The sequence below is a fragment of the Kribbella sp. HUAS MG21 genome (assembly GCF_040254265.1).
In the GTDB taxonomy this organism is placed as follows: Bacteria; Actinomycetota; Actinomycetes; order Propionibacteriales; family Kribbellaceae; genus Kribbella.
This window is the reverse complement of the sequence record NZ_CP158165.1, coordinates 2604235-2624254: the sequence shown is the minus strand read 5'-3', so window position 1 is coordinate 2624254 and position 20020 is coordinate 2604235. Positions and strand designations below refer to the sequence as shown.

17 protein-coding genes are annotated in these 20020 nt (G+C 68.4%); 9 read left to right on the top strand and 8 right to left on the bottom strand.

Features of this window, described 5'->3' with window-relative positions:
* Positions 1 to 2: 2 nt before the first annotated feature.
* A complete protein-coding gene (locus ABN611_RS12705) occupies positions 3 to 566 on the bottom strand; it encodes a TetR/AcrR family transcriptional regulator (protein WP_350280044.1) in 564 nt (187 codons plus the stop codon).
* A 121-nt stretch (positions 567 to 687) separates the two neighbouring features.
* Between ABN611_RS12705 and ABN611_RS12700 the strand changes: the two genes are divergently transcribed.
* Genes ABN611_RS12700 through ABN611_RS12690 form a run of 3 tightly spaced genes read left to right on the top strand, consistent with a single transcriptional unit; the run spans position 688 to position 3787 of the window.
* Positions 688 to 1596 carry an SDR family NAD(P)-dependent oxidoreductase gene (locus ABN611_RS12700; RefSeq protein WP_350280043.1) on the top strand — a complete coding sequence of 303 codons (909 nt, stop codon included), beginning with the start codon at positions 688 to 690 and terminating at the stop codon, positions 1594 to 1596.
* Between the two features lie 54 nt (positions 1597 to 1650).
* Positions 1651 to 2781 (top strand): peptidoglycan bridge formation glycyltransferase FemA/FemB family protein, encoded by a 1131-nt coding sequence (locus tag ABN611_RS12695; RefSeq protein ID WP_350280042.1) that lies wholly within the window; start codon positions 1651 to 1653, stop codon positions 2779 to 2781.
* Between the two features lie 4 nt (positions 2782 to 2785).
* Positions 2786 to 3787, top strand: a complete 1002-nt coding sequence (locus ABN611_RS12690) for an alanine racemase (protein ID WP_350280041.1) — start codon at positions 2786 to 2788, stop codon at positions 3785 to 3787.
* Positions 3788 to 4110: 323 nt separating this feature from the next.
* Here ABN611_RS12690 and ABN611_RS12685 read toward each other — a convergent pair whose 3' ends face one another.
* From ABN611_RS12685 to ABN611_RS12670, 4 genes are all read right to left on the bottom strand, one after another.
* Positions 4111 to 5685 carry a LysM peptidoglycan-binding domain-containing protein gene (locus ABN611_RS12685; protein WP_350280040.1) on the bottom strand — a complete coding sequence of 525 codons (1575 nt, stop codon included), beginning with the start codon at positions 5683 to 5685 and terminating at the stop codon, positions 4111 to 4113.
* A 30-nt stretch (positions 5686 to 5715) separates the two neighbouring features.
* The gene (locus tag ABN611_RS12680) at positions 5716 to 7179 is read right to left on the bottom strand and encodes a hypothetical protein (protein ID WP_350280039.1); all 1464 of its coding nucleotides are present in this window, start codon (positions 7177 to 7179) and stop codon (positions 5716 to 5718) included.
* Positions 7180 to 7196: 17 nt separating this feature from the next.
* Positions 7197 to 8453 (bottom strand): hemopexin repeat-containing protein, encoded by a 1257-nt coding sequence (locus ABN611_RS12675; RefSeq protein ID WP_350280038.1) that lies wholly within the window; start codon positions 8451 to 8453, stop codon positions 7197 to 7199.
* Between the two features lie 94 nt (positions 8454 to 8547).
* Positions 8548 to 8949, bottom strand: coding sequence for a helix-turn-helix transcriptional regulator (locus tag ABN611_RS12670; RefSeq protein WP_350280037.1), 402 nt, complete (start codon positions 8947 to 8949; stop codon positions 8548 to 8550).
* Positions 8950 to 9102: 153 nt separating this feature from the next.
* Between ABN611_RS12670 and ABN611_RS12665 the strand changes: the two genes are divergently transcribed.
* Together ABN611_RS12665 and ABN611_RS12660 are read left to right on the top strand one after the other, a co-directional pair.
* Positions 9103 to 9825, top strand: coding sequence for a methyltransferase domain-containing protein (locus ABN611_RS12665; protein ID WP_350280036.1), 723 nt, complete (start codon positions 9103 to 9105; stop codon positions 9823 to 9825).
* A 10-nt stretch (positions 9826 to 9835) separates the two neighbouring features.
* A complete protein-coding gene (locus tag ABN611_RS12660; protein ID WP_350280035.1) occupies positions 9836 to 10207 on the top strand; it encodes a VOC family protein in 372 nt (123 codons plus the stop codon).
* Here the strand turns inward: ABN611_RS12660 and ABN611_RS12655 are convergent.
* Positions 10197 to 11351, bottom strand: a complete 1155-nt coding sequence (locus ABN611_RS12655) for an NAD-dependent epimerase/dehydratase family protein (RefSeq protein ID WP_350280034.1) — start codon at positions 11349 to 11351, stop codon at positions 10197 to 10199. The two genes, ABN611_RS12660 and ABN611_RS12655, sit on opposite strands and share 11 nt — an antisense overlap.
* A 156-nt stretch (positions 11352 to 11507) precedes the next feature.
* On the opposite strand from ABN611_RS12655, the gene ABN611_RS12650 reads away from it, so the two are divergent.
* Positions 11508 to 11996 carry a GtrA family protein gene (locus ABN611_RS12650; RefSeq protein WP_350280033.1) on the top strand — a complete coding sequence of 163 codons (489 nt, stop codon included), beginning with the start codon at positions 11508 to 11510 and terminating at the stop codon, positions 11994 to 11996.
* Here the strand turns inward: ABN611_RS12650 and ABN611_RS12645 are convergent.
* Together ABN611_RS12645 and ABN611_RS12640 are read right to left on the bottom strand one after the other, a co-directional pair.
* Entirely contained in the window at positions 11896 to 14088 is a 2193-nt protein-coding gene (locus tag ABN611_RS12645; RefSeq protein WP_350280032.1) for a glycosyltransferase family 2 protein, read from the bottom strand. The genes ABN611_RS12650 and ABN611_RS12645 overlap by 101 nt on opposite strands.
* A gap of 26 nt (positions 14089 to 14114) precedes the next feature.
* Positions 14115 to 15014, bottom strand: a complete 900-nt coding sequence (locus tag ABN611_RS12640) for an NAD-dependent epimerase/dehydratase family protein (RefSeq protein ID WP_350280031.1) — start codon at positions 15012 to 15014, stop codon at positions 14115 to 14117.
* A 261-nt stretch (positions 15015 to 15275) separates the two neighbouring features.
* Here ABN611_RS12640 and ABN611_RS12635 point away from each other — a divergent pair, with 261 nt between their 5' ends.
* The 3 genes from ABN611_RS12635 to ABN611_RS12625 all read left to right on the top strand — a co-directional run bounded on the left by ABN611_RS12635 (position 15276) and on the right by ABN611_RS12625 (position 19932).
* A complete protein-coding gene (locus tag ABN611_RS12635) occupies positions 15276 to 19226 on the top strand; it encodes a GH92 family glycosyl hydrolase (protein ID WP_350280030.1) in 3951 nt (1316 codons plus the stop codon).
* 65 nt (positions 19227 to 19291) lie between these two features.
* Entirely contained in the window at positions 19292 to 19534 is a 243-nt protein-coding gene (locus ABN611_RS12630) for a type II toxin-antitoxin system CcdA family antitoxin (RefSeq protein WP_350280029.1), read from the top strand.
* Positions 19531 to 19932, top strand: coding sequence for a hypothetical protein (locus tag ABN611_RS12625; RefSeq protein ID WP_350280028.1), 402 nt, complete (start codon positions 19531 to 19533; stop codon positions 19930 to 19932). Before ABN611_RS12630 ends, ABN611_RS12625 begins: the two co-directional genes overlap by 4 nt.
* The last annotated feature ends 88 nt before the right edge of the window (positions 19933 to 20020 follow it).

The window sequence follows — 20020 nt, the reverse complement described above, 5'->3', positions numbered from 1 at the left end:
CTTCACGCCCGGTACCTCAGGCCGTCCATCAGCAGGTCGAGCAGTCGTCCGGCCTGGTCGCGGTCGTCGGCCGCGGCGCCACCGACCCCGCTGATGTTGACCAGCAGGTCGGCGGCCGAGATGTCCGAACGGATCTGCCCGGCGGCCGCACCCGCCTCGAGCAACGGCTGTACTGCTCCGACGAGGAGCTCGAAGCTCTGGGCGTACGGGTTCGTACCGGAGGCGAAGACGGCTCGCAGCGCGTCGGCCATGCCGCGCTTGCGGGCCATGTAGTCGATGAAGCGGTCCATCCACGCACGCAGCGCCTGGTCCGGTGGCAGCTTCTCCAGCAGGTCAGCGGACGCGTCGCACACCGCGGCCAGCTCGTTGCGGTAGGCGGCTTCGATCAGCAGCTCACGGGTCGGGAAGTGCCGGTAGAGGGTGCCGATGCCGACCCCGGCGTCCTTGGCGATGCCTTCGAGCGTCGCTTCCAGCCCGCATTTGGTGAACGCCTGCGCGGCCGCGGCGACGATCTGGTCGCGGTTGCGCTGGGCGTCCGCGCGCAGCGGACGTTCGCGGGTACCCATCTCCCCTCCCTCCGTGACCTCACAACCTAGCGGACTTGTTAATCGGAGGCTCCTCCGGTTAACTGGAATTACCGGAGGCTCCTCCGGTTACAGCGTAGCTCGTAGAACAGGACCGACCCTGATGAGCAGGATCACCACTCCTTTCACGCATGACTCCACCGCCGCCGAGGTCGTCGCGGGCGTCGACCTGAGCGGCCGCCGGGCCGTCGTCACCGGCGGCGCCTCCGGCATCGGCGTCGAGACCCCCCCGCTCGCCGCGGCCGGCGCCGAGGTCACGCTCGCCGTCCGCAACACCGCCGCCGGGGAACGCGTCGCCGCGCAACTCATCGAGAGCACCGGCAACAGCAACGTCTTCGTCGCGCCCATCGAACTCGCCGACCGCGAGTCGGTCCGGGCCTTCGCCGCGAGCTGGGACGGCCCGCTGCACATCCTGGTGAACAACGCCGGCGTGATGGCCGAGCCGCTCACCCGGACGCCGGAAGGCTGGGAGCACCAGTTCGCCACCAACCACCTCGGTCACTTCGGCCTCGCGCTCGGTCTGTACGACGCGCTCGCGGCGGCCGGTGACGCCCGGATCGTCTCGGTCAGTTCGAGCGCGCACCTGCGCTCGGACGTGCACTTCGACGACATCCACTTCGAGCGCCGCCCGTACGACGAGTGGGCGGCGTACGGCCAGTCGAAGACGGCGAACATCCTGTTCGCGGTCGAGGCCGCCAAGCGCTGGGCGGACGCCGGCATCGTCGCGAACGCGCTGATGCCGGGCGGGATCCGGACCGCGCTGCAGCGGCACGTGGACGCCGAGGCCCAGGAGGGCTGGGACAACTTCCCGTGGAAGACGCCGGAGCAGGGCGCGTCGACCTCGGTACTGCTCGCCGCGTCGCCGCTGGTCGCGGGCGTCACCGGCAAGTACTTCGAGGACAACAACGAGGCCGTACCCAACACGGGTGAGGAGTTCAGCGGCGTCGCGAAGTACGCGCTCGATCCGGAGTCGGCCACTCGGTTGTGGGAGCTGTCCGAGAAGCTGGTTTGATCAGAGACCGGCTCGGCTACGGTTCCCGCGGCCGGGCCGGTAACCTGACCGACCGTGAGTGACTTGAGCATCCGGACCATCACGTCCGACGAGCACGCCGCCTACATCGCGGCGCAACCGTCGGCGAGCTTCCTGCAGACCCCCGGGTGGGCGGCGGTGAAGAGTGAGTGGAAGGCCGAGTCACTCGGGTGGTACCAGCCGGGCGACCCCGGCAACCTGGTCGGTGTCGGTCTGGTGCTGTACCGGCAGATGCCGAAGGTGAAGCGGTACCTCGCCTACCTGCCGGAGGGCCCGGTCATCGACTGGGACGCGATCGACCCGGGCAGCTACCTGCGCCCGCTGGCCGCGCAACTGCAGGAGCGCGGCGCGTTCGGGATCCGGATGGGTCCGCCGGTGGCGACCCGGCGGTGGAGCGCGCAGACGATCAAGGACGCGATCGCGGGCGGTCAGCAGCCGAAGCTCGGCGACGTCCGCCCGGACCTGATCGAGCCGTCCGGCGCGCGGCTCATCGACCAGCTGCTCAAGCTGGGCTGGAAGCCGCCGCGGGTCGCGGAGGGCTTCGCGGCCGGGCAGCCGCAGTACGTCTTCCAGGTGCCGCTGGCCGGCCGCACCGAGGACGACCTGCTCAAGGGCATGAACCAGCTCTGGCGGCGGAACATCAAGAAGGCGGCCAAGGCCGGCGTCGAGGTGACCCGGGGCGGGCCGGAGGACGTCAAGGCCTTCCACGCGCTGTACGTCGAGACGGCGCACCGCGACCACTTCACGCCACGCCCGCTGCCGTACTTCGAGAAGATGTACGACGCGATGGCGAACCAGCCGGCCGACTGCTGTGACTTCCGGATCTACAACGCCCATCACGAGGGCGACCTGGTCGCGTCGACGATCTGGGTCCGGGTCGGCGGCCACTCCTGGTACTCCTACGGTGCCAGCTCGACCGCCAAGCGGGACGTGCGCGGATCGAACGCGATCCAGTGGCGCATGATGACGGACGCGCTCGCGGCGGGCGCGTCCGTGTACGACCTACGGGGCATCACCGACACCCTGGACCCGAACGACCCGCACGTCGGGCTGATCCAGTTCAAGACCGGGACCGGCGGCGAGGCCGTCGAGTACGTCGGTGAGTGGGACCTGCCGTTGAACAAGGCGCTCTACACCGCATTCGACCTCTACATGAGACGGCGTTGACACCATGCCCCTAGTCCTGCACGTCGATTCCGATCGATGGCGCGAACACCTCCGTTCCACGTGGAACCCCGACATCGTCCCGGTCGCCAAGGGCAACGGCTACGGGTTCGGCAACCACCGGCTGTTCGCCGAGGCGCGCGCGCTCGGCGCCCGGACGGTCGCGGTCGGCACGTACTTCGAGGTCCCCGCGGATCCACGCGAGGACGTCGTGGTGCTGTCGCCGTGGCGGCCGTTCCTGGAGGTGCCGCAGAGCAAGAACGTGATCCACACGGTCAGCCGCCTGGCCGACCTGGTGTCGATCCCGGCCGGCAGCCGGGTGCTGATCGAGGTGATGACCTCGATGCGCCGGCACGGCATCGGCGCCCGCGAACTGCGGCACACGATGCTGCTGAACGCGCTCGACCGGATCCGGTTCGAGGGCTGGTCGCTGCACTTCCCGATGGGCGCGGGCGGTACGTCGGCCAACCTCCGCGAGGCGCAGCAGCTGGCCAAGGCCGCGCTCGACGTACGGAAGAGCACACTGTGGGTGTCGCACGTACCGGCGCAGAAGCTGGCCGACATCGGCGAGGACGTGAAGCTCCGGATGGGCACCGGGCTGTGGCTCGGCGACCGCGGCGCGCTGTCGGTCAAGGCGACGGTCCTCGACGTGCACTCGGTCCGGCGCGGCGAACGCGTCGGCTACCGGCAGCGCCGGGTCAGCGGCGACGGGCACATCCTGATCGTCTCCGGCGGTACGGCGCACGGCGTCGGCCTGGAGGCCCCGACGGCGGCGGCGACCGTGCGGCAACGCGCGATCGCGATGGCCAAGGGCAGCCTCGACGCGGCCGGTATGGCGTTGTCGCCGTTCAGCATCGAGGGCAAGCAGCGCTGGTTCGCCGAGCCGCCGCACATGCAGGCCAGCATGCTGTTCCTCCCGTCGTCCGTGGCCCCGCCGGCGGTCGGCGACGAAATCGACCTCGACGTCCGCTACACGACCACAACCTTCGACAAGGTGTCGATGGACTAGCCTCAATCTTCGTCTCGTCGATACCGTCCTGGCTCGAACGACACAACGCCGCACACAACCTCACGAGACTCGACCAGAAGCCTCGGCGAGCCGAGACCCGTTGGTGAGTGGAGTGCCGGATCTGGGGCACTCACCAAATAGGCTGGTTAGGAGATCCGGGCCCGGAGCTGAGCGTGCGGGCACTCGTGAAGCACCAATTGGTGAGTGCCCCAGGTCCGCAGCCTCGCTGAGCCAGGACGGGCACTTCCGTGCGTTACGCGCCGTGCTCAACCGACACGACATGAAGTCTCGAGGCTAGGCCCTGTCTGGTCTCCAGACAGCGACTAGGGAATGGTGAGTTTCTGGCCGACCTTCAGCTTGTTCGGATCCTTGCCGATGGTCTGTTTGTTGGCGTCGTACAGCTTCCGCCACAAGCCGGCGTTGCCGTAGAACTTGACCGCGATCTTGCCGAGTGAGTCACCGGACACCACCTGGTAAATGCGCGGCGGCGGAGCTTGCGCGGCGACTGCCGGCGCCGGATCAGGTGCCTTCGGCAACCGACGGCACTGGAAGGCCAGTACGAACACGTCGCCCGGGTCGGTGGTCGTCACCACCGGCGGGTTCGGGACCGGCTCCGGGCCGGGCTTCCAGATGATCGGCGGACCTTCCCGGGTCGGCAGCGAACGGCGGACCGCCGGGACCGGCACGAGCCGCAACCCGGGCCGGGACACCTCCAGAGCCCGCACCCGGTCGATCGTCAGGGCGCGCGGCTGAACCGTCGCCTCGGCTCGCAGCGTGACCACCGACTCGGCGAGTTGCCCCGCCGAGTCGTCCTGCACCGGCAGGAAGCCCAGGCTCGCGTCCGGCGGAGTACCCCCGACCGTACGCCGCCGCACGGTGACGTTGCGGGCCAGCACGAGCCCGCTCACGTACGCCGTGCACTCGCCCTTCGGCGGATTGCCGCCGTCGGACAGCACCCGGGACCCGTCGGCGAACCGCCAGGCGTGAGAAGCGAACACCTCCGGCGCGAACCACGGCCTCGACACCGAGACGAACGAGTACTCGAAGGTGAGCACCTCGGTCCCGGAATCGCCGCCGCCCGCCAGCCGGGAACGCAGCTCAGCCGGCGCCTGCGCGACCAACTGGGCCAACTCGGCAGCGGTGACGGTGATCCGGGCCCAGTCCACGTCCGTCACATTCGACGGCAGGATGCTGGTCGGCAGGTACGACAGGCCGTCGGGCGTGGTCAGCGTCGGATCGCCCGAGCCGGTCGGGTCGTACAACTGCCGGTACTTCTCCCACATCAGGATCGGCGACGACGAGCCGAGATCCGCGATCGTCCGCTGCGCCTTCTCCACCTCGGCACGCTTTCCCTGCACCGACCACGCCGTCGACGCGTCCGTGACCGCGGCCGCCAGCACCGGCTCGTCGGCGGCCCACTTGGCCTTGACCGCCGGGTCAGCCGACAGTTCGGCCTCGCCGCGCCGGTTGTTGTACTCCTGCCCGGCGGCCAGGAAGGCGTCCCGGTACTGCTGGTAGGCGACCATCGTCGGACTCGGTTCGAGCCGCCCGCCGTTGTCGACGTACAGCAGCGCCGAGGCGCTCCGGTACGCAGCCTCCTGCTCGGCCGTCCGCGGTACGTCGTCCACCTTGGCGCCGAGCACATCGGCGTACACCTTCCACAGCCGATCGCCGTCCGGTTGCCACAGCGGACCGTCCGGGATCTCGTTCACCAGCAGCGAGAACTGCGCCGCCGCGGCGGCGTCGGCGCCGAGCGGGTCGGTGGCCAGCGCCCGCAGGCTGTCGGCCGTGATCCCGATCGGCGCCATCGGGAAGCCGTGATAGGCCCCGTCCTCGGCGAACACCTGCTCGACCTTCGCCGCCATGCCGAGCACGACCGTCGCGTCGATTCCTGTCATTGTTCCGGCTCCCCCAGCGGTTGCCGCGGACTACTCGAAGTCCGCGTCCTTGAGCTCTTCCAGCGGGTTCGGTGCCTTGCCGATCAGGTGGTTCACGAACCCGATGATCTGCATCCCGGGCACGCGCAGCGTCTCGCCGTCCTCGGTCGAGTTGAAGTCCTCGTGGCTGTTCGACCGGCTGTACCCGCCGGAGAGCCGGAACGGTCCCCAGCCGACCCCGCCGGACCCCTCGACCTTCGACGTGGTCGCCTTGTACGCCGACACGAAGTCGCGCGACTTCACCTCGAGATTGCGCGCGAAGATCGCCTGCGTCGCGTACCCGACGAACTCGCCCTTCGGCGGGCGGCCGCCGTCCGACGGCATGTCGTCGAACGTCCAGCCCTCGCCCTTGCGGAGGATCCAGCCGCGGTTGGCGAAGAACTCCGGGTAGAAGCCGGCTCGCACGATCACGGCCTGCGCCAGCTCGAACCTCAGGCTGAACTCGTTCACCTGATGGTTCTCGGTGTACTCCGTGTTCTGCTTGGAGACGCCGGCGTTGAAGTTGAAGAAGCCCCAGCCGACGCCCACGCCCGCGTTCCAGCTCGTGTTGGTCTGATCCTTGGACCACTCGGTGTGGTTGTGCGTGACACCGATTTCCGTCCAGCCGTTGGAGTTCGCGATGTCACCCGGGACGAGCGTGGTGTAAGGGAACGAGACGCCGACCTCCGGTGTGGCGATCAGCGCCTGCTCGTACCGCTCCTTCAGGCTCTCCTTCCACAGCACCAGGCTGCGCTCGGTGGTCTGACTGATGTAGGCGTTGATCTTGTCGACCTCGTTGCGGTACCCACCGCTGGTCCAGGCGTCCATCGCGGCCTTGACCTTGAGGGCGTAGTTCTTCTGGTTCAGGATCCAGTCCGCCGAGGCCTGCTTGCCTTCCGGCCCGGTGGCTCCGGCCGCCGCGGCGCGCTTCGAGTTGTACTCCGCCGCCGCGTCGAGGTAGGCCGCCATCTTCTCGGAGTACGCCCGCATCATCGCGCTGGCCTCGGTCACCTCCTTCTCCTCGTCGGTGACCAGGTCCTTGACGGTCTTCTTCTCCCAGAGCAGGTTGTTGAATTTCTCGAGCTTCGCCTTCTCCGCGTCGGTGAGCTCGAAGTGCGCCACCTTGGAGAACCGTAGGATCTGCCGGTAGATCTCACTCAGCCGCTTCTCCGCGTCCGGCTTGTACATCGCCTCCTGCCGCTCGACGCTGTACGGCCCCTCGACGTCGGGGATGAAGTCGAGCAGCGTCGACAGGTTGTACGCGTGCAGGACGCGCTTGTTCTGCGTCTCCGCGTCCGGGGCGGAGAAGATGCCGTCGGCGGCGAAGTCGAGTTCGTTCGGTGTGAACGGCAGCCCGGGGGTCACCCAGGTGAAGAACGTGTTTTGGGACGGCTTGACGGTCTCGTCGCCGCCGACCACCGTCTGGTAGATCTGCGCGCGGACGGCGTTGCCGAGGTCGTTCAACGGAAATGGCATGGCTGGTTCCCCCAAGTTCAGAGTGCGGTCGGGTAGTAGATGAGGTTGCGATCGAGTCCGCGGGCGACCACCGCGGCGGCGTTCGTGAAGAGCTGCCTGTTCGCCGTGTTCCGGGGCTTGATCCCCGGGTTGCCCTCCTCGGACAAGGTGCAGTGCGTGACCGCGGCTGCCCAGTCCTGGCTGTTCGCCGCAGTGTTGAAGTTGGGCCACTTGTTCGGGAAGTAGGCACCGGCCCACGCGATGCTGTGCGCGCCGAGCCGGGCGTCGGCCGGCCAGTTCGCCCAGTCCGGGTAGAAGGCCGCGAGCCGCTTCTCGTTCGCGTCGAACTTCGCCTTCACCAGCTCGTCCATCGCGAGCTCGGTCATCTTCAGGGTCGCGATCTTCTTCGCCGCGAGATGGCCGCCCTTGGCCAGACCGGGCGCGTTCTTGATCCGGTGCCACTCCTCGACGATCTCGTCGCGGGTCGCGGCCAGGCCGGTGTCGATGTGTACCCAGGACAGCGCGGCCGCGGCCTCCGGGCTGTCGATCAAGTTGCCGACAGCAACAGTCACCAGGCCCTTGACGTCCTGGTACATGTACGCGACCCGGCCTTCCAGCGGCTCGGTGAACTTCGGGAAGAAGTCGCGCACCGAGATCGCCTGCCCCTCAGGCTGCGTGGGTGGCACGATCGGCGGCGCGGCCGCTCCGATCGGCAGCCCCGGCCAGTTGCCCGCGATCGGTTGCGGATAGCCGTCGGCGACCTTGTCCGCCTCGACGTCGTACTGCACGTAGTCGTCGCCCTTGAAGAAGTACGCCTTCCCGCTCGGCCACCACACGCTCGCATCGATCCCGGACTCGAACAGTCCCGGCCAGTTCCCGGCGATCGGCAGCGGCCCGTCCACGACCTTGTCGGCGTCGACGTCGTACTTCACATAGTCGCTGCCCGAGAAGAAGTAGGCGTAACCGCTGCTCCACACCACACCGGCATCGATGCCGGACTCGAACAGTCCCGGCCAGTTGCCCGCGATCGGCAGCGGATAACCGTCCGCGACGCGGTCGGCATCCAGGTCGTACTTCGCGTACTGGCTGCCGGAGAAGAAGTACACCGCCCCGCTCGGCCACGGCACGACCGCGTCGATCCCGGACTCGAACAGTCCTGGCCAGTTGCCTGCGATCGGCAGTGGGTAGCCGTCGTCCACGCGGTCCGCGGCGACGTCGTACCGGACATATCGGTCATCGGTGAAGAAGTACGCCTTGTCGCCGGCGGGCGCGACGAATCCCGTGAGTTTGCCCATGGCACCTTGTCCCCCAAGTTCGCTGCAGCGGTCCGGGCTGGGCCGCTCCCCAGACACTGTGCCGTGGGGCGCCGGCGGTCCGGTATCCCCGAGATCAGGTATTCGAGCGGCCGGCCACGACCAGCGCGGCGAGTTCTGCCCGCGAGGACAGGCCGAGCTTCGCGAAGATGCGCTTCAGGTGGGTCTCTACCGTGAAGCGGGAGAGAAACAGGTGCTCGGCGATCCGGCGGTTGGACAGCCCGCGCGCCACCAGCTCCGCGACCGCCGTCTCGGCCGGAGACAATCCGGGGACCTCGGCATCCGCGACGCCCGGGTCCCCGGCGCCGTCCGGACGTGCTTCCTGCGGTCGGCCGGCTCGCGGGTCCTGGAGTCCGTTCGCGAGAGCGGCCGGCAGGACCACGACGACCAGCGGCTCCTGGCCTGCCGTGCCGACGTCCTCGAAGACCTCCACATGCGGACCCAAGAGGTCACGCACTCGGGTGACAAGGCGCGTCACCGCTGCATCGTCCATACTCATGGTTCCCCCCCGAGACCCAGATGTGTCTTCACAGTGTGTTGCTGCGACCACGGAGTGTCAACGCATTTCCGTCGGGGCTGTTTTCTCGTGTGTCGTTGACTTCAGGTCCACCTGAAGTTGCAGCGTTGGGGCATGAGTTTTCTGGAGCGGATCGAGGAGCGGGCCGGAGCGGCTGAGCTACGCGCGGCGTCGTACCGGATGCTGGGGCTGAAACGCGGCGCGACCTGCGTCGATGTCGGGTGCGGGGCGGGGCACGCGGTGGCCGAGCTGGCGCGGAAAGGGCTCAAGGTGACCGGCGTGGACGCCGATCCCGAGGCGGTCGAGGCGGCCCGGGTCCGCGCGCCCGGGGCGATGTTTCACGTGGCACATTCCGACGGGCTGCCGCTCGAGGACGGGTCCATGGACGGGTACCGCGCGCTGCGGCTGTTCCATCTGCTCGCGGATCCCGGGCCGACGATCGCCGAGGCGCATCGGGTACTGCGGCCCGGCGGGCGGATCGTGGTCGGCGGGCAGGACTACGGGTTCGTGCTGATCGACAGCTCGGACCAGGACCTGACCGACGTGATCCGCCTCGGCCTGGAGTCCCGCACGGTGTCGCCGCGGGCGGTCCGGACGCTGCGGGACGTCCTGCTCGACACCGGCTTCCACGAGGCCGAGGTCGTCGTCCACACCGAGGTCGTCACGGACCACAAGCTGATGGCCGAGCAGCTGAAGGCCGCGGCCGCCGCGGCGGTCGAGAAGGCGCTGATCACCCAGGACGACGCCGACAGCTGGCTCGCCGAGCAGGCCCGGCGCGGCCACCGCGACCGCTTCCTCGCCGTACTCCCGACTGTTCTTGTCGGCGCGCAGCGCTAACGTGCGGTGGATGAGCCACACATACGCGTTGAAAGGTGTCGTACTGGACGCGCCCGACCCGCGGGAGCTGGCCGAGTTCTACAGTCGGCTGCTCGGATGGGAGCTGGACGCCAACGAGGACACGTGGGTCACGCTGGTCAATCCGGACGGACCGACCAAGCTGTCCTTCCAGCTGGAGCCGAACTACCAGCCGCCGACCTGGCCCAGCGAGCAGCACATCCAGCAGATGCAGCTGCACCTGGACATCCAGGTGGACGACCTGGAGTCGGCGCACGAGCGGGCGATGGGCGCCGGGGCGCGGCTGATGGAGTTCCAGCCGCAGCCCGACGTCCGGGTGTACGCCGACCCGGTCGGTCACATCTTCTGCTTCTTCACCGCTTGAGGTGACCCTGCCAGCGGACGGTCGGTAGCAGGGCGGCGTGGTCGACGCGGTCCTTGTTCGCGGACACGATGTCGAACATCGACTCGATCAGCGTCTCCGACAGCAGGTGCGGCTGCAGCCCGAGGCCGACGAGGCCGGTGTGCTTCACGTTGTAGTAGTGCTCGGCCTGCTCGACGCGCGGGTTGTCCAGATGCTCGACCTGGACCGGACCCGGGAAGCACTGCGCGACCAGGTCGGCGAGCTGGGACACCGAGTAGCTCTCGGTCATCTGGTTGAAGACGCGGAACTCGCCGGCGTCCGCCGGGTTCTCGACCGCGAGCCGGATGCACTCGACGGTGTCGCGGATGTCCAGGAAGCCGCGGGTCTGCCCGCCGCTGCCGTAGACGGTCAGCGGCTCGCCGAGCACCGCCTGGATGACGAACCGGTTGAGCACGGTGCCGAACACGGCGTCGTAGTCGAACCGGGTGGCCAGCCGCGGGTCCCGCACGGTCTGGTCGGTCTGCTGCCCGTACACCACGCCCTGGTTGAGGTCGGTGACCCGCATGCCCCAGATCCGGCAGCCGAACTCGAGGTTGTGCGAGTCGTGCACCTTGCTCAGGTGGTAGAACGAGCCCGGCTTCTTCGGGTAGAGCATCCGGTCCTTGCGGCCGTTGTGCTCGACCTCCAGCCAGCCTTCCTCGATGTCGATGTTCGGTGTGCCGTACTCGCCCATCGTGCCGAGCTTGACCAGGTGGATGTCCGGGTTGATCTCGGCGATCGCGTACATCAGGTTCAGCGTGCCGACCACGTTGTTGTGCTGCGTGTACACAGCGTGCTCGCGGTCGATCATCGAGTACGGCGCGGCGCGCTGCTCGGCGAAGTGCACGATCGCGTCCGGCGCGAACTCGCGCAGCACCCGGTAGACGAAGTCGGCGTCGAGCAGGTCGCCGACGTACGCCGGGATCGCCGTACCGGAGACCTCCTCCCAGGCCCGCACCCGGGACTCGAGGTCTTCGATCGGGACCAGGCTCTGGACGCCCAGCTCGCGGTCGTAACCGCGCCGGGCGAGGTTGTCGAGCACGGCCGTGTCGTGGCCGCGGTCGGAAAGATGCAGCGCGGTCGGCCACCCCAGGTAGCCGTCACCGCCAAGGACGAGTACGCGCACGGCTCGGCCGCCTTCCGTCGGGAATCGTCGTCACAGTCCTTCCTATCCCGAGTACCCACTCCAGTAACGTGATCGGCCCCACCTATTGGCTGGTAATCGGCTGAGAATTTCCGGCACCCTGTCACCGGCCGGTGCGCGGGTGCAGAATAGGCGGCGATGGGCGCACTCACCGGGATCAGGGCTCGCCGCGGCAAATGGTTGCTGTGGGCGAAGTACTCCGCATCGTCCGTAGTCGCGACCGTCCTCAGCCAGGCGGCGTTCGCGCTCTGTTACGGATTCGGGACGACGCCGCGGATCGCCACCCTGGTCGCCTGGGTGACCGGCACGGTCCCAAGCTACCTGATCAACCGCCACTGGACCTGGCGGCACCGGAACCCGAGCGGGCGCGAGCTGTTGCCGTACGCAATTGTCTCGGTGGTGTCCGCCGTCCTGGCGGCGATCGTCACCACGGTCACCGACAACCTGGTCGACGACCGGATCGCCTCACACGCCTGGCAGACCGCCCTGGTCAGCGCCTCCTATCTGGGCACGTACGGCGCGCTGTTCATCCTGAAGTTCGTGCTGCTCGATCGCTACGTGTTCGCCAAGAAGCCTGCGCCGGCGTCCGCCGACCCCGACGCAGCACGTACTCCCGTAGCCACGTAGTCGTCATCACGCGGCCGTAGTTCGCGCCGTACACGACGCCAGGGCCCTTCTTGCTGCTCCCGTCGCCGCGGCGGCGCATCGTCATCGGCAGCTCGACCACGCGGGCGCCGAGCGCGAGCGCGCCGAGCAGCAGCTCCGACGACTGGTACTGCGGTTCGCGCAGCGTCACCGCGGTGGCCAGCCCGGCCCGCATCGCGCGGAACCCGAACGACGTGTCGGTCAGCTTCTTCCGGGTCAGGACCGAGGCGAGTACGGCGAACACCCGGACGCCGACCCAGCGCAGCCGGCTGTCCGCGTCCTCGGCCCCGAGCCGCCGCGACCCGGTGACGAAGTCGGCCCGGTCGAGCAGGATCGGCTCCAGCAGGGTCTCCAATTCGTCGTTGTCGTACTGGCCGTCCGCGTCGGTCGTCACGACGTACCGCGCCCCGCCCCGCGCGGCGAGGTGGTACCCGAGCCGCAGCGCCGCGCCCTGCCCCCGGTTGCTCGGGGCAACACACACGGCGGCCCCGTGCTCGCGGGCGATCTCGGCAGTGTTGTCGGTGGCGCCGTCGACCACGACCAGCACGTCGACGGGCAGTCCGGCGCAGGTCCGCGGCATGTTCGCGAGCACCGGGCCGATCCCGCCGGCCTCGTTGTACGCCGCGATCACCACGACGACCGGTGCGAACTCCTTGTGACCGAAGGCCTTCACGGCCTCGGCGTCCACCGCATCCGGGTAGTCAGCCATCGCAGGTCGCGCTTGGTCCTTGCCCAGCAACGCGCGGAGGCCGATGGCGCCCGCCAGTGGGAAGAAGACGAGTCCGGGCAGCTGGTAGCGCCAGGAGAACTCGAAGGCGGCCGAGCCGAGCAGCAGGATCACACCAGCCGCAGCAGGGAACAGTGCCGCCGACCGCAGCTCTCTGGCACGTACTACTGCAGCCAGCGCGAGCAGCACGCACAGAGCGAGCAGGGTCCCGGACGTGTAGCCGCCGTGCAGTTGGTAGGCCCGCAGAATGACTGCAGGTCCGTGGGCGACCTGGGGCTCGGACCCTCCCCATTTCACCGCGGCCTTGGTGGTGTTGGGGTCCTTGAGGTTCGGATACTCCAGCTGGAACTGCCAGCGCTCCAGCGGCACGTCGTTCGGTGAGTTGGTGCGTGTCGGCGCGAAGCCCTTCGCGAAGTCCTTCAGCGCCGCCCAGGTCACGTCCACCGGCTGGTGCCTGATGACAAGGTGTGCGAACTCCGTGGCCAACTGGCGCTTCGTGGTACCGGGTGGCAGCGGGCCTGGCCAGTTCGGGTCGCCGTAGTGGTTGTGCGCGTACTTGTCGACGCCTAGTCGCTGGCCGAGCGGCTCCTTGGGGCAGAACAACCGGGTGCCCTCGTTGAGCGGCAGGGTCTCGCAGTTGGCGACCGTAGCCGTCCGCCCGTACAGGATCTGGTTCTCCGCACCGGTGAAGCCCCAGCGGCCTGTCTCGGCGCGGAAGTACCCGGCGTACGCCGCGAACACGACGGCGAAGCCCGCGACGGCGGCAGCGGTACGGCGTACCACATCCAGGCGGCGTTTGCGCCAGGCGTTGCCGACCACGATCAGGTACAGGACCACGGCGATGAGCAGCACCAGGCCGATCGCGCGCACCGTGAAGGCGGCGCCGACCAGGACGCCGACGAGCGCGGCCTTCCGCCAGCCTGGCGCGCCCTTCGCCAGCAGCAACCAGAGGATCGCCACCAGCAGCACGTCGAAAGTGGTCTCGGCCATGATGTTCTGCTCGATCTGCACCTGGTAGGCGTCGAGCAGGATCGGTGCGGCGGCGAACGCGGACAGCCAGCGGTAGACGGTGAGCCTCCGGGCCAGCGCGTAGATCGCGACGCCGAGGAGCAGCCCGGCCAGGTGCTGCACGATGACGACCAGGGTCAGGCCGCCGGCCCATACCAGCGGGCCGAGGACGAAGTCGTACCCGATGGGGTTGAGCTGGTCAGGGCTCAGCTTGCCCATGTTGTTCAGGTACTGGACGGAGTCGGTGTAGATGATCGCCGGGCGGTAGGCGATGGTGGCGAGGATCCTGAGCACCAGCCCCAGCGTCAGGAAGACGACAAGGAGCCAGTGCTTCCTCACTGCTGCTTGAAGCGCCTGATGCTTCCTCACTGCGTTCGGAAGTACTGCCACGTCCGCGCCAGACCGTCCTCCAACGAGACCGCCGGCCGGTAGCCGAGATCGTTGGTGATGTCCACGACCACGGCCGGCATCTCACCCGCCGGCGCCTCGATGTGCTCCGCGGGTACCGGGCAGCCGGTCACCGCGCGCACGGTGTCGATCATCTCCAGCACGGACACCGAGCGGCCGGAGCCGATGATCGCGCGCCCGTCGTACTTGCTGTCCAGCGCGAGCAGGACGCCGTTCACCACGTCGTCGATGAACACCAGGTCCCGGCGCTGCTTCCCGTCGCCGTACACCCGGACGCCGGTCCCGCTCAACGCGGCCCGCATCATCCGCGGCACGAAGCTGTCCTTGTGCGACATGCCCGGCCCGTACACGTTCGTGAACCGCAGGGCCGCGGTCGCCATCCCGTAGCTCCCCGAGTACGCCGACAGCAGCATCTCGCACGCCGCCTTCGTCGCGCCGTACGGCGTCAGCGGCCGGAGCGGGAGGTCCGCGGTGATGGTCGACGTACCCACGTCCCCGACCACCGCGTTGGTGGAGGCGAGCACGAACCGGTCCACCCCGCTGCCCCGGGCGAGCTCCAGCAGCACCTGGGTGATCGTCACGTTCTGCGCGAAGGTCTGCATCGGCGCGTCCACCGAGCGCAGTACCGACGTCAGCGCCGCCAAGTGCACCACGCTCGCCGGCCGCGTCTCGAACGCCGCGACACACGTCTCCTGATCGGCCAGGTCGCCGGTGACCACGTGCACCCCGTCGTCCCAGGACGCGTCCGGCGGCTCGCGGTCCACCGCTGTCACCGGCACGCCCCGCTCGCGCAGCGCGGCGACGACAGCTCGCCCGATGAACCCCGAGGCCCCGGTGACCAGCACACGTCCGTCCATGTCCCTCAACCTACCTCCGGGGTGTCGATCCACCACCATGGGTCGACAGTGCGCTACGAACTATTGACCCGCGGTGACATCGCTGGGCACGATCGACCCCGGACGCGGGCTGACAACCTTGTCATCGGGGCCGCGGACCCACACCGGTGGGCGGGGGCTCCTCGTGGCGCCGGGCCGGACGCAAGAGGAGCGTGGATGAATCTCCGCCGCCCACTGGGGCTCGTCACGTCGCTCACGCTGGTTGTGACAATGTCTGTTGCCATGACGCCAGCGCACGCCGCATCGTCTGCTGCCTCGGAGCAGCCGGTGATCAGCGGTTCGTCGTACTACACGTCCTTCGAGCCGGGCCAGCCGCAGCCCGGGTACACCGACACCGTGGACACCGGTCCGGACGGGAAGCCACGCACCGACGGGGTGCGCGGCCCGACGCCGACCGGGATCGGCGGCAGCGAGATGGACAAGGTCACCAAGGTGACCGCGAACGGTGAGAACACCGGCGCCGGTGAGATCGCCAGCAACGCCGCGGACGGCGACAAGTTCACCAAATGGCTCGTGTTCGAGCCGACCGGCTGGCTGGTCTACCAGACCTCGGCCCCGGTGGTGATCAAGAAGTACGCGCTGACCTCGGCGAACGACGCCGACGGCCGCGACCCGCAGAACTGGACGGTCTCCGGTTCGAACGACGGCAGCACCTGGACCACGCTGGACACCCGGACCGGGCAGAGCTTCGAGAACCGGTTCCAGACCAAGGAGTACAGCTTCGCCAACGACACGGCGTACACGTACTTCAAGCTCGACATCACGCTGAACCACGGCGAGAACATCGTCCAGCTCGCCGACTGGTACCTCTCGAACGGCGCCCCGCTGCCGCCGCCCGGACCGGTCGCCGAGTCCCGGCTGGACTCCGGCCCGACCAGCGCCTACAACGCCCGCGCCCGGGTCGGCTTCACCGGCGTGAAGTCCTTCCGGTACGCCGGCCACCAGGAGGCCGAGGGCCGTGGCTTCACGTGGAACAGGATCGCCGACGTCGAGCTGAAGGTCGGCAAGGACACCCGGCTGTCGTACCGGATCTTCCCCGAGCACGTCGAGGGCGACCTGAGCTACCCGAGCACGTTCGCCGCGGTGGACCTGGCGTTCTCCGACGGCACCTATCTGAGCGATCTGAAGGCTCGCGATCACCACGGGTTCGAGCTGAGCCCGCGCGGCCAGGGCGACTCCAAGTCGCTGTACACGAACCAGTGGAACAACGTCGAGGCGGACCTCGGCAAGGTGGCCGCCGGCAAGACGATCACCCGGATCCTGGTCGGGTACGACAAGCCGTCCGGCCCGGCCGACTTCCGCGGCTGGCTCGACGACATCCGGATCGCCGCCGCGGTCAACCCGGACCGCGCCGCGCAGAAGACCGCGGCCAAGCACCCGTCGGACCTCGCGCTGACCACCCGCGGCACGAACGCCACCGGCGGCTTCTCGCGGGGCAACAACTTCCCGGCGACCGCCGTACCGCACGGCTTCAACTTCTGGACGCCGGTGACCAACGCCGGGTCGACGTCCTGGCTGTACGACTACGCCAAGGGCAACAACGAGGCCAACAAGCCCACGATCCAGGCGCTCTCGATCAGCCACGAGCCGAGCCCGTGGATGGGTGACCGGCAGACGTTCCAGGTGATGCCGTCCACCGCCGACACGCCGACCGCGGATCGCAAGGCCCGCGCCTGGTCGTTCAGCCACGACAACGAGATCGCGCGGCCGTACTACTACGGCGTGACGTTCGACAACGGCAACGCCGCCGAGATCGCACCGACCGACCACGCCGCGATGCTGCGCTTCAGCTTCCCGGCGGGCAAGGCGTCGTTGGTCTTCGACAACGTGAACAACAACGGCGGCCTCACGCTCGACCCGGCGACCGGTGTGGTGACCGGCTACTCCGACGTGAAGAGCGGGCTGTCCACCGGCGCCGGCCGGCTGTTCGTGTACGGCGTCGTGGACCAGAAGGTGATTGCTTCGGGGAAGCTGTCCAACGGTGGCGGGGCGAACGTCGGCGGCTACTTCATGTTCGACGCCAAGACCACTCAGGTGCAGCTGCGGATGGCGACCTCGCTGATCGGCACCGAGCAGGCGCGCAAGAACCTCGAGCTCGAGCTGCCCGCCGGATCGAAGTTCGGCAAGGTCAAGGACGCGGCGCAGGAGCTGTGGGACGAGAAGCTGCGCACGATCGAGGTCGAGGGCGCGACGGCCGACCAGCTGACCACGCTCCACTCGAACCTCTACCGCCTGTTCCTCTACCCGAACAACGGCTCCGAGAACACCGGCACGGAGTACAAGCCGGTGATCAAGTACGCGTCGCCGACCTCGCCGAAGGTGGGCGCCGACACCCCGACCACGACCGGCTCGAAGATCGTGGACGGGCAGACGTACGTGAACAACGGCTTCTGGGACACGTACCGCACGGTGTGGCCGGCCTACTCGCTGTTCGCCCAGGACACGGCCGCCGACCTGGTCAACGGGTTCGTGCAGCAGTACAAGGACGGCGGCTGGATCTCCCGCTGGTCCTCCCCCGGGTACGCGAACCTGATGGTCGGTACGTCGTCCGACGTGGCCTTCGCGGACGCGTACCTCAAGGGCATCAAGGGCATCGACGTCCAGGCGATGTACGACGCCGCGGTGAAGAACGCGTCCGTCGTACCGCCGTCGCAGAACGTCGGGCGCAAGGGCATGGACTTGTCCACGTTCAACGGCTACACGGCCAACACCACCGGTGAGGGCTTCAGCTGGTCGATGGACGGCTACATCAACGACTTCGGCATCGCGAACCTCTCGAAGGCGCTGTACGACAAGGCGAAGAAGAACGACCCGCGCAAGCAGGAGTACCTGGACAACTACAAGTACTTCCTGAACCGGGCCCGCAACTACGTCACGCTCTACGACCCGACGGTCGGGTTCTTCCAGGGCAAGGGGCCGGACGGCGTCTGGGGGCACTCGCCGAGCACGTTCGACCCGCGCGACTGGGGCCACGACTACACCGAGACGAACGCGTGGAACATGGCGTTCTCGACGCCGCAGGACGGTGCGGGGCTCGCGGCGATCTACGGCGGCCGGGACGGTCTGGCGAAGAAGCTCGACGAGTTCTTCAGTACGCCGGAGGACGCGCTGCACCCCGGCGGGTACGGCGGCACGATCCACGAGATGCTCGAGGCGCGTGACGTCCGGATGGGGCAGTACGGGCACAGCAACCAGCCGTCGCACCACATCACGTACATGTACGACTTCGCGGGTCAGCCGTGGAAGACACAGGCGCTGGTCCGGGAATCGCTGTCGCGGCTGTACCTCGGCTCGGAGATCGGGCAGGGGTACCCGGGCGACGAGGACAACGGCGAGATGTCGGCCTGGTACCTGTTCAGCATGCTCGGCTTCTACCCGTTGCAGGTCGGGTCGCCGACGTACGCGATCGGCTCGCCGCTGTTCACCAAGGCGACGGTCCGGCTGGCCGGCGGCCGGAAGCTGGTGGTCAGCGCGCCGCAGAACAGCGACCGCAACGTCTACGTGAAGAGCGTGCGCGTGAACGGCAAGAAGTGGACCTCGACCGCGCTGCCGCACGACCTGATCGGGAAGGGCGGCAAGATCGAGTTCGAGATGACCGACCAGCCGACCAGCTGGGGCAGCGGCCGCAACGACGCCCCGCCGTCGATCACCACGCCGGGCGAGGACCCGATGACCTGGCGCGACTCGACCTCCGACACCGGCGCGGTGATCGGAGCGGGCGGTGCCGACGTGTCCGCGCTGGTCGACAACGACACCAAGACGCAGGTCACGCTGACCGGCGCCCAGCCGACCGTCACGGTCGCCCTGCCGCAGGGCCGTCCGGTCGGGATGTACACGCTGACCAGCGGTGCCACCGGTACGGCGCCGTCCGCGTGGACGCTGGAGGGCTCGAACGACGGTACGACCTGGACGCCGGTGGATCGTCGTACGGGCCAGACCTGGGCGTGGGCGTCGTACACCAGGTCGTTCAACGTGGCCTCGCCTAAGGCGTACACGCAGTACCGCCTGGTGCTCACGCCGGCCGCCGGGGCGACCGGTGTCACGCTGTCGGAGATCGAGCTCCTGGGCACGCTCAAGGGCGTCGAGACCGGAACCCACCCGAGCGACCAGCGCGTCGCGCGGGAGAAGCCGAGCCCGACGCCGTCGCAGTCGATCGACCGCAACTACGGCTGACACAGCACTGAGGGCGACGGCCTGTGCCGTCGCCCTCACCGCGCATATCACGGTATGCTCGGTCTATGGCTGACACGACGCGCATCACGGTGACATTGCCGAGCGACCAAGTGGCAGAGCTGAAGAAGCTCACCGACAACGTCTCCGGATATGTTGCCGATGCCGTCGCGCGTCAACTGAGGCATCAGCTGCTCGGCGCGGATCTCCAGCGCTACCAGGAGGAGCACGGGGAGTTCACCGAAGAGGAACTGACTCAGGCAAGCTCTACGATCTCCAAGGCCTCCGGCGGCTCGGCGGGCGCTGCGTGACCGATCACGTCGAGACTGTGGTCCTCGACGCCCAGGGGCTGTCCGCATGGGTCGCGGACGACCGCAAGATTCTCGCGATGTTCCAGGTTTTCCACACCATGGGATCCGACTTCGTGATCGCAGCGAACACGATCGTGGAAGTCAGCCACGCCAAGATGAACATGTCTCGCCTTCGGTGGGTGCTGTCCCGCGTCAAGGTCGAGCCGTTGACCGAGGCTGCAGCCAAAGCGTCCGCAGAGCTGCTGAAAGCCGCGGGACTGCACGGCCACAAGTTCGCGATCGACGCGACCGTCGCCGAGGTGGCTCTGCGCCAGCCGGGCCCCGTGATCATGCTGACCTCGGACGTCGACGACATGACCCGCCTGTGCGGCGAACGTGTTCGGCTGATCGGCATCTGACTGATGACCACAGGGGCGGCGGCAGCTGCCGCCGCCCTCGGTGTGGATCAGACCGCCGGAGCCTGCCCCTGAGAGGTTCCGACGGGAC

Bases quoted from the DNA above. Each gene is read 5' to 3' on its own strand.
- ABN611_RS12660 (WP_350280035.1), top strand. From the start codon at position 9,836: ATGAGCCACACATACGCGTTGAAAGGTGTCGTACTGGACGCGCCCGAC.
- ABN611_RS12705 (WP_350280044.1), bottom strand. From the start codon at position 566: ATGGGTACCCGCGAACGTCCGCTGCGCGCGGACGCCCAGCGCAACCGC.
- ABN611_RS12680 (WP_350280039.1), bottom strand. From the start codon at position 7,179: ATGCCATTTCCGTTGAACGACCTCGGCAACGCCGTCCGCGCGCAGATC.
- ABN611_RS12685 (WP_350280040.1), bottom strand. From the start codon at position 5,685: ATGACAGGAATCGACGCGACGGTCGTGCTCGGCATGGCGGCGAAGGTC.
- ABN611_RS12690 (WP_350280041.1), top strand. From the start codon at position 2,786: ATGCCCCTAGTCCTGCACGTCGATTCCGATCGATGGCGCGAACACCTC.
- ABN611_RS12665 (WP_350280036.1), top strand. From the start codon at position 9,103: ATGAGTTTTCTGGAGCGGATCGAGGAGCGGGCCGGAGCGGCTGAGCTA.
- ABN611_RS12650 (WP_350280033.1), top strand. From the start codon at position 11,508: ATGGGCGCACTCACCGGGATCAGGGCTCGCCGCGGCAAATGGTTGCTG.
- ABN611_RS12635 (WP_350280030.1), top strand. From the start codon at position 15,276: ATGACGCCAGCGCACGCCGCATCGTCTGCTGCCTCGGAGCAGCCGGTG.
- ABN611_RS12675 (WP_350280038.1), bottom strand. From the start codon at position 8,453: ATGGGCAAACTCACGGGATTCGTCGCGCCCGCCGGCGACAAGGCGTAC.
- ABN611_RS12700 (WP_350280043.1), top strand. From the start codon at position 688: ATGAGCAGGATCACCACTCCTTTCACGCATGACTCCACCGCCGCCGAG.
- ABN611_RS12630 (WP_350280029.1), top strand. From the start codon at position 19,292: ATGGCTGACACGACGCGCATCACGGTGACATTGCCGAGCGACCAAGTG.
- ABN611_RS12640 (WP_350280031.1), bottom strand. From the start codon at position 15,014: ATGGACGGACGTGTGCTGGTCACCGGGGCCTCGGGGTTCATCGGGCGA.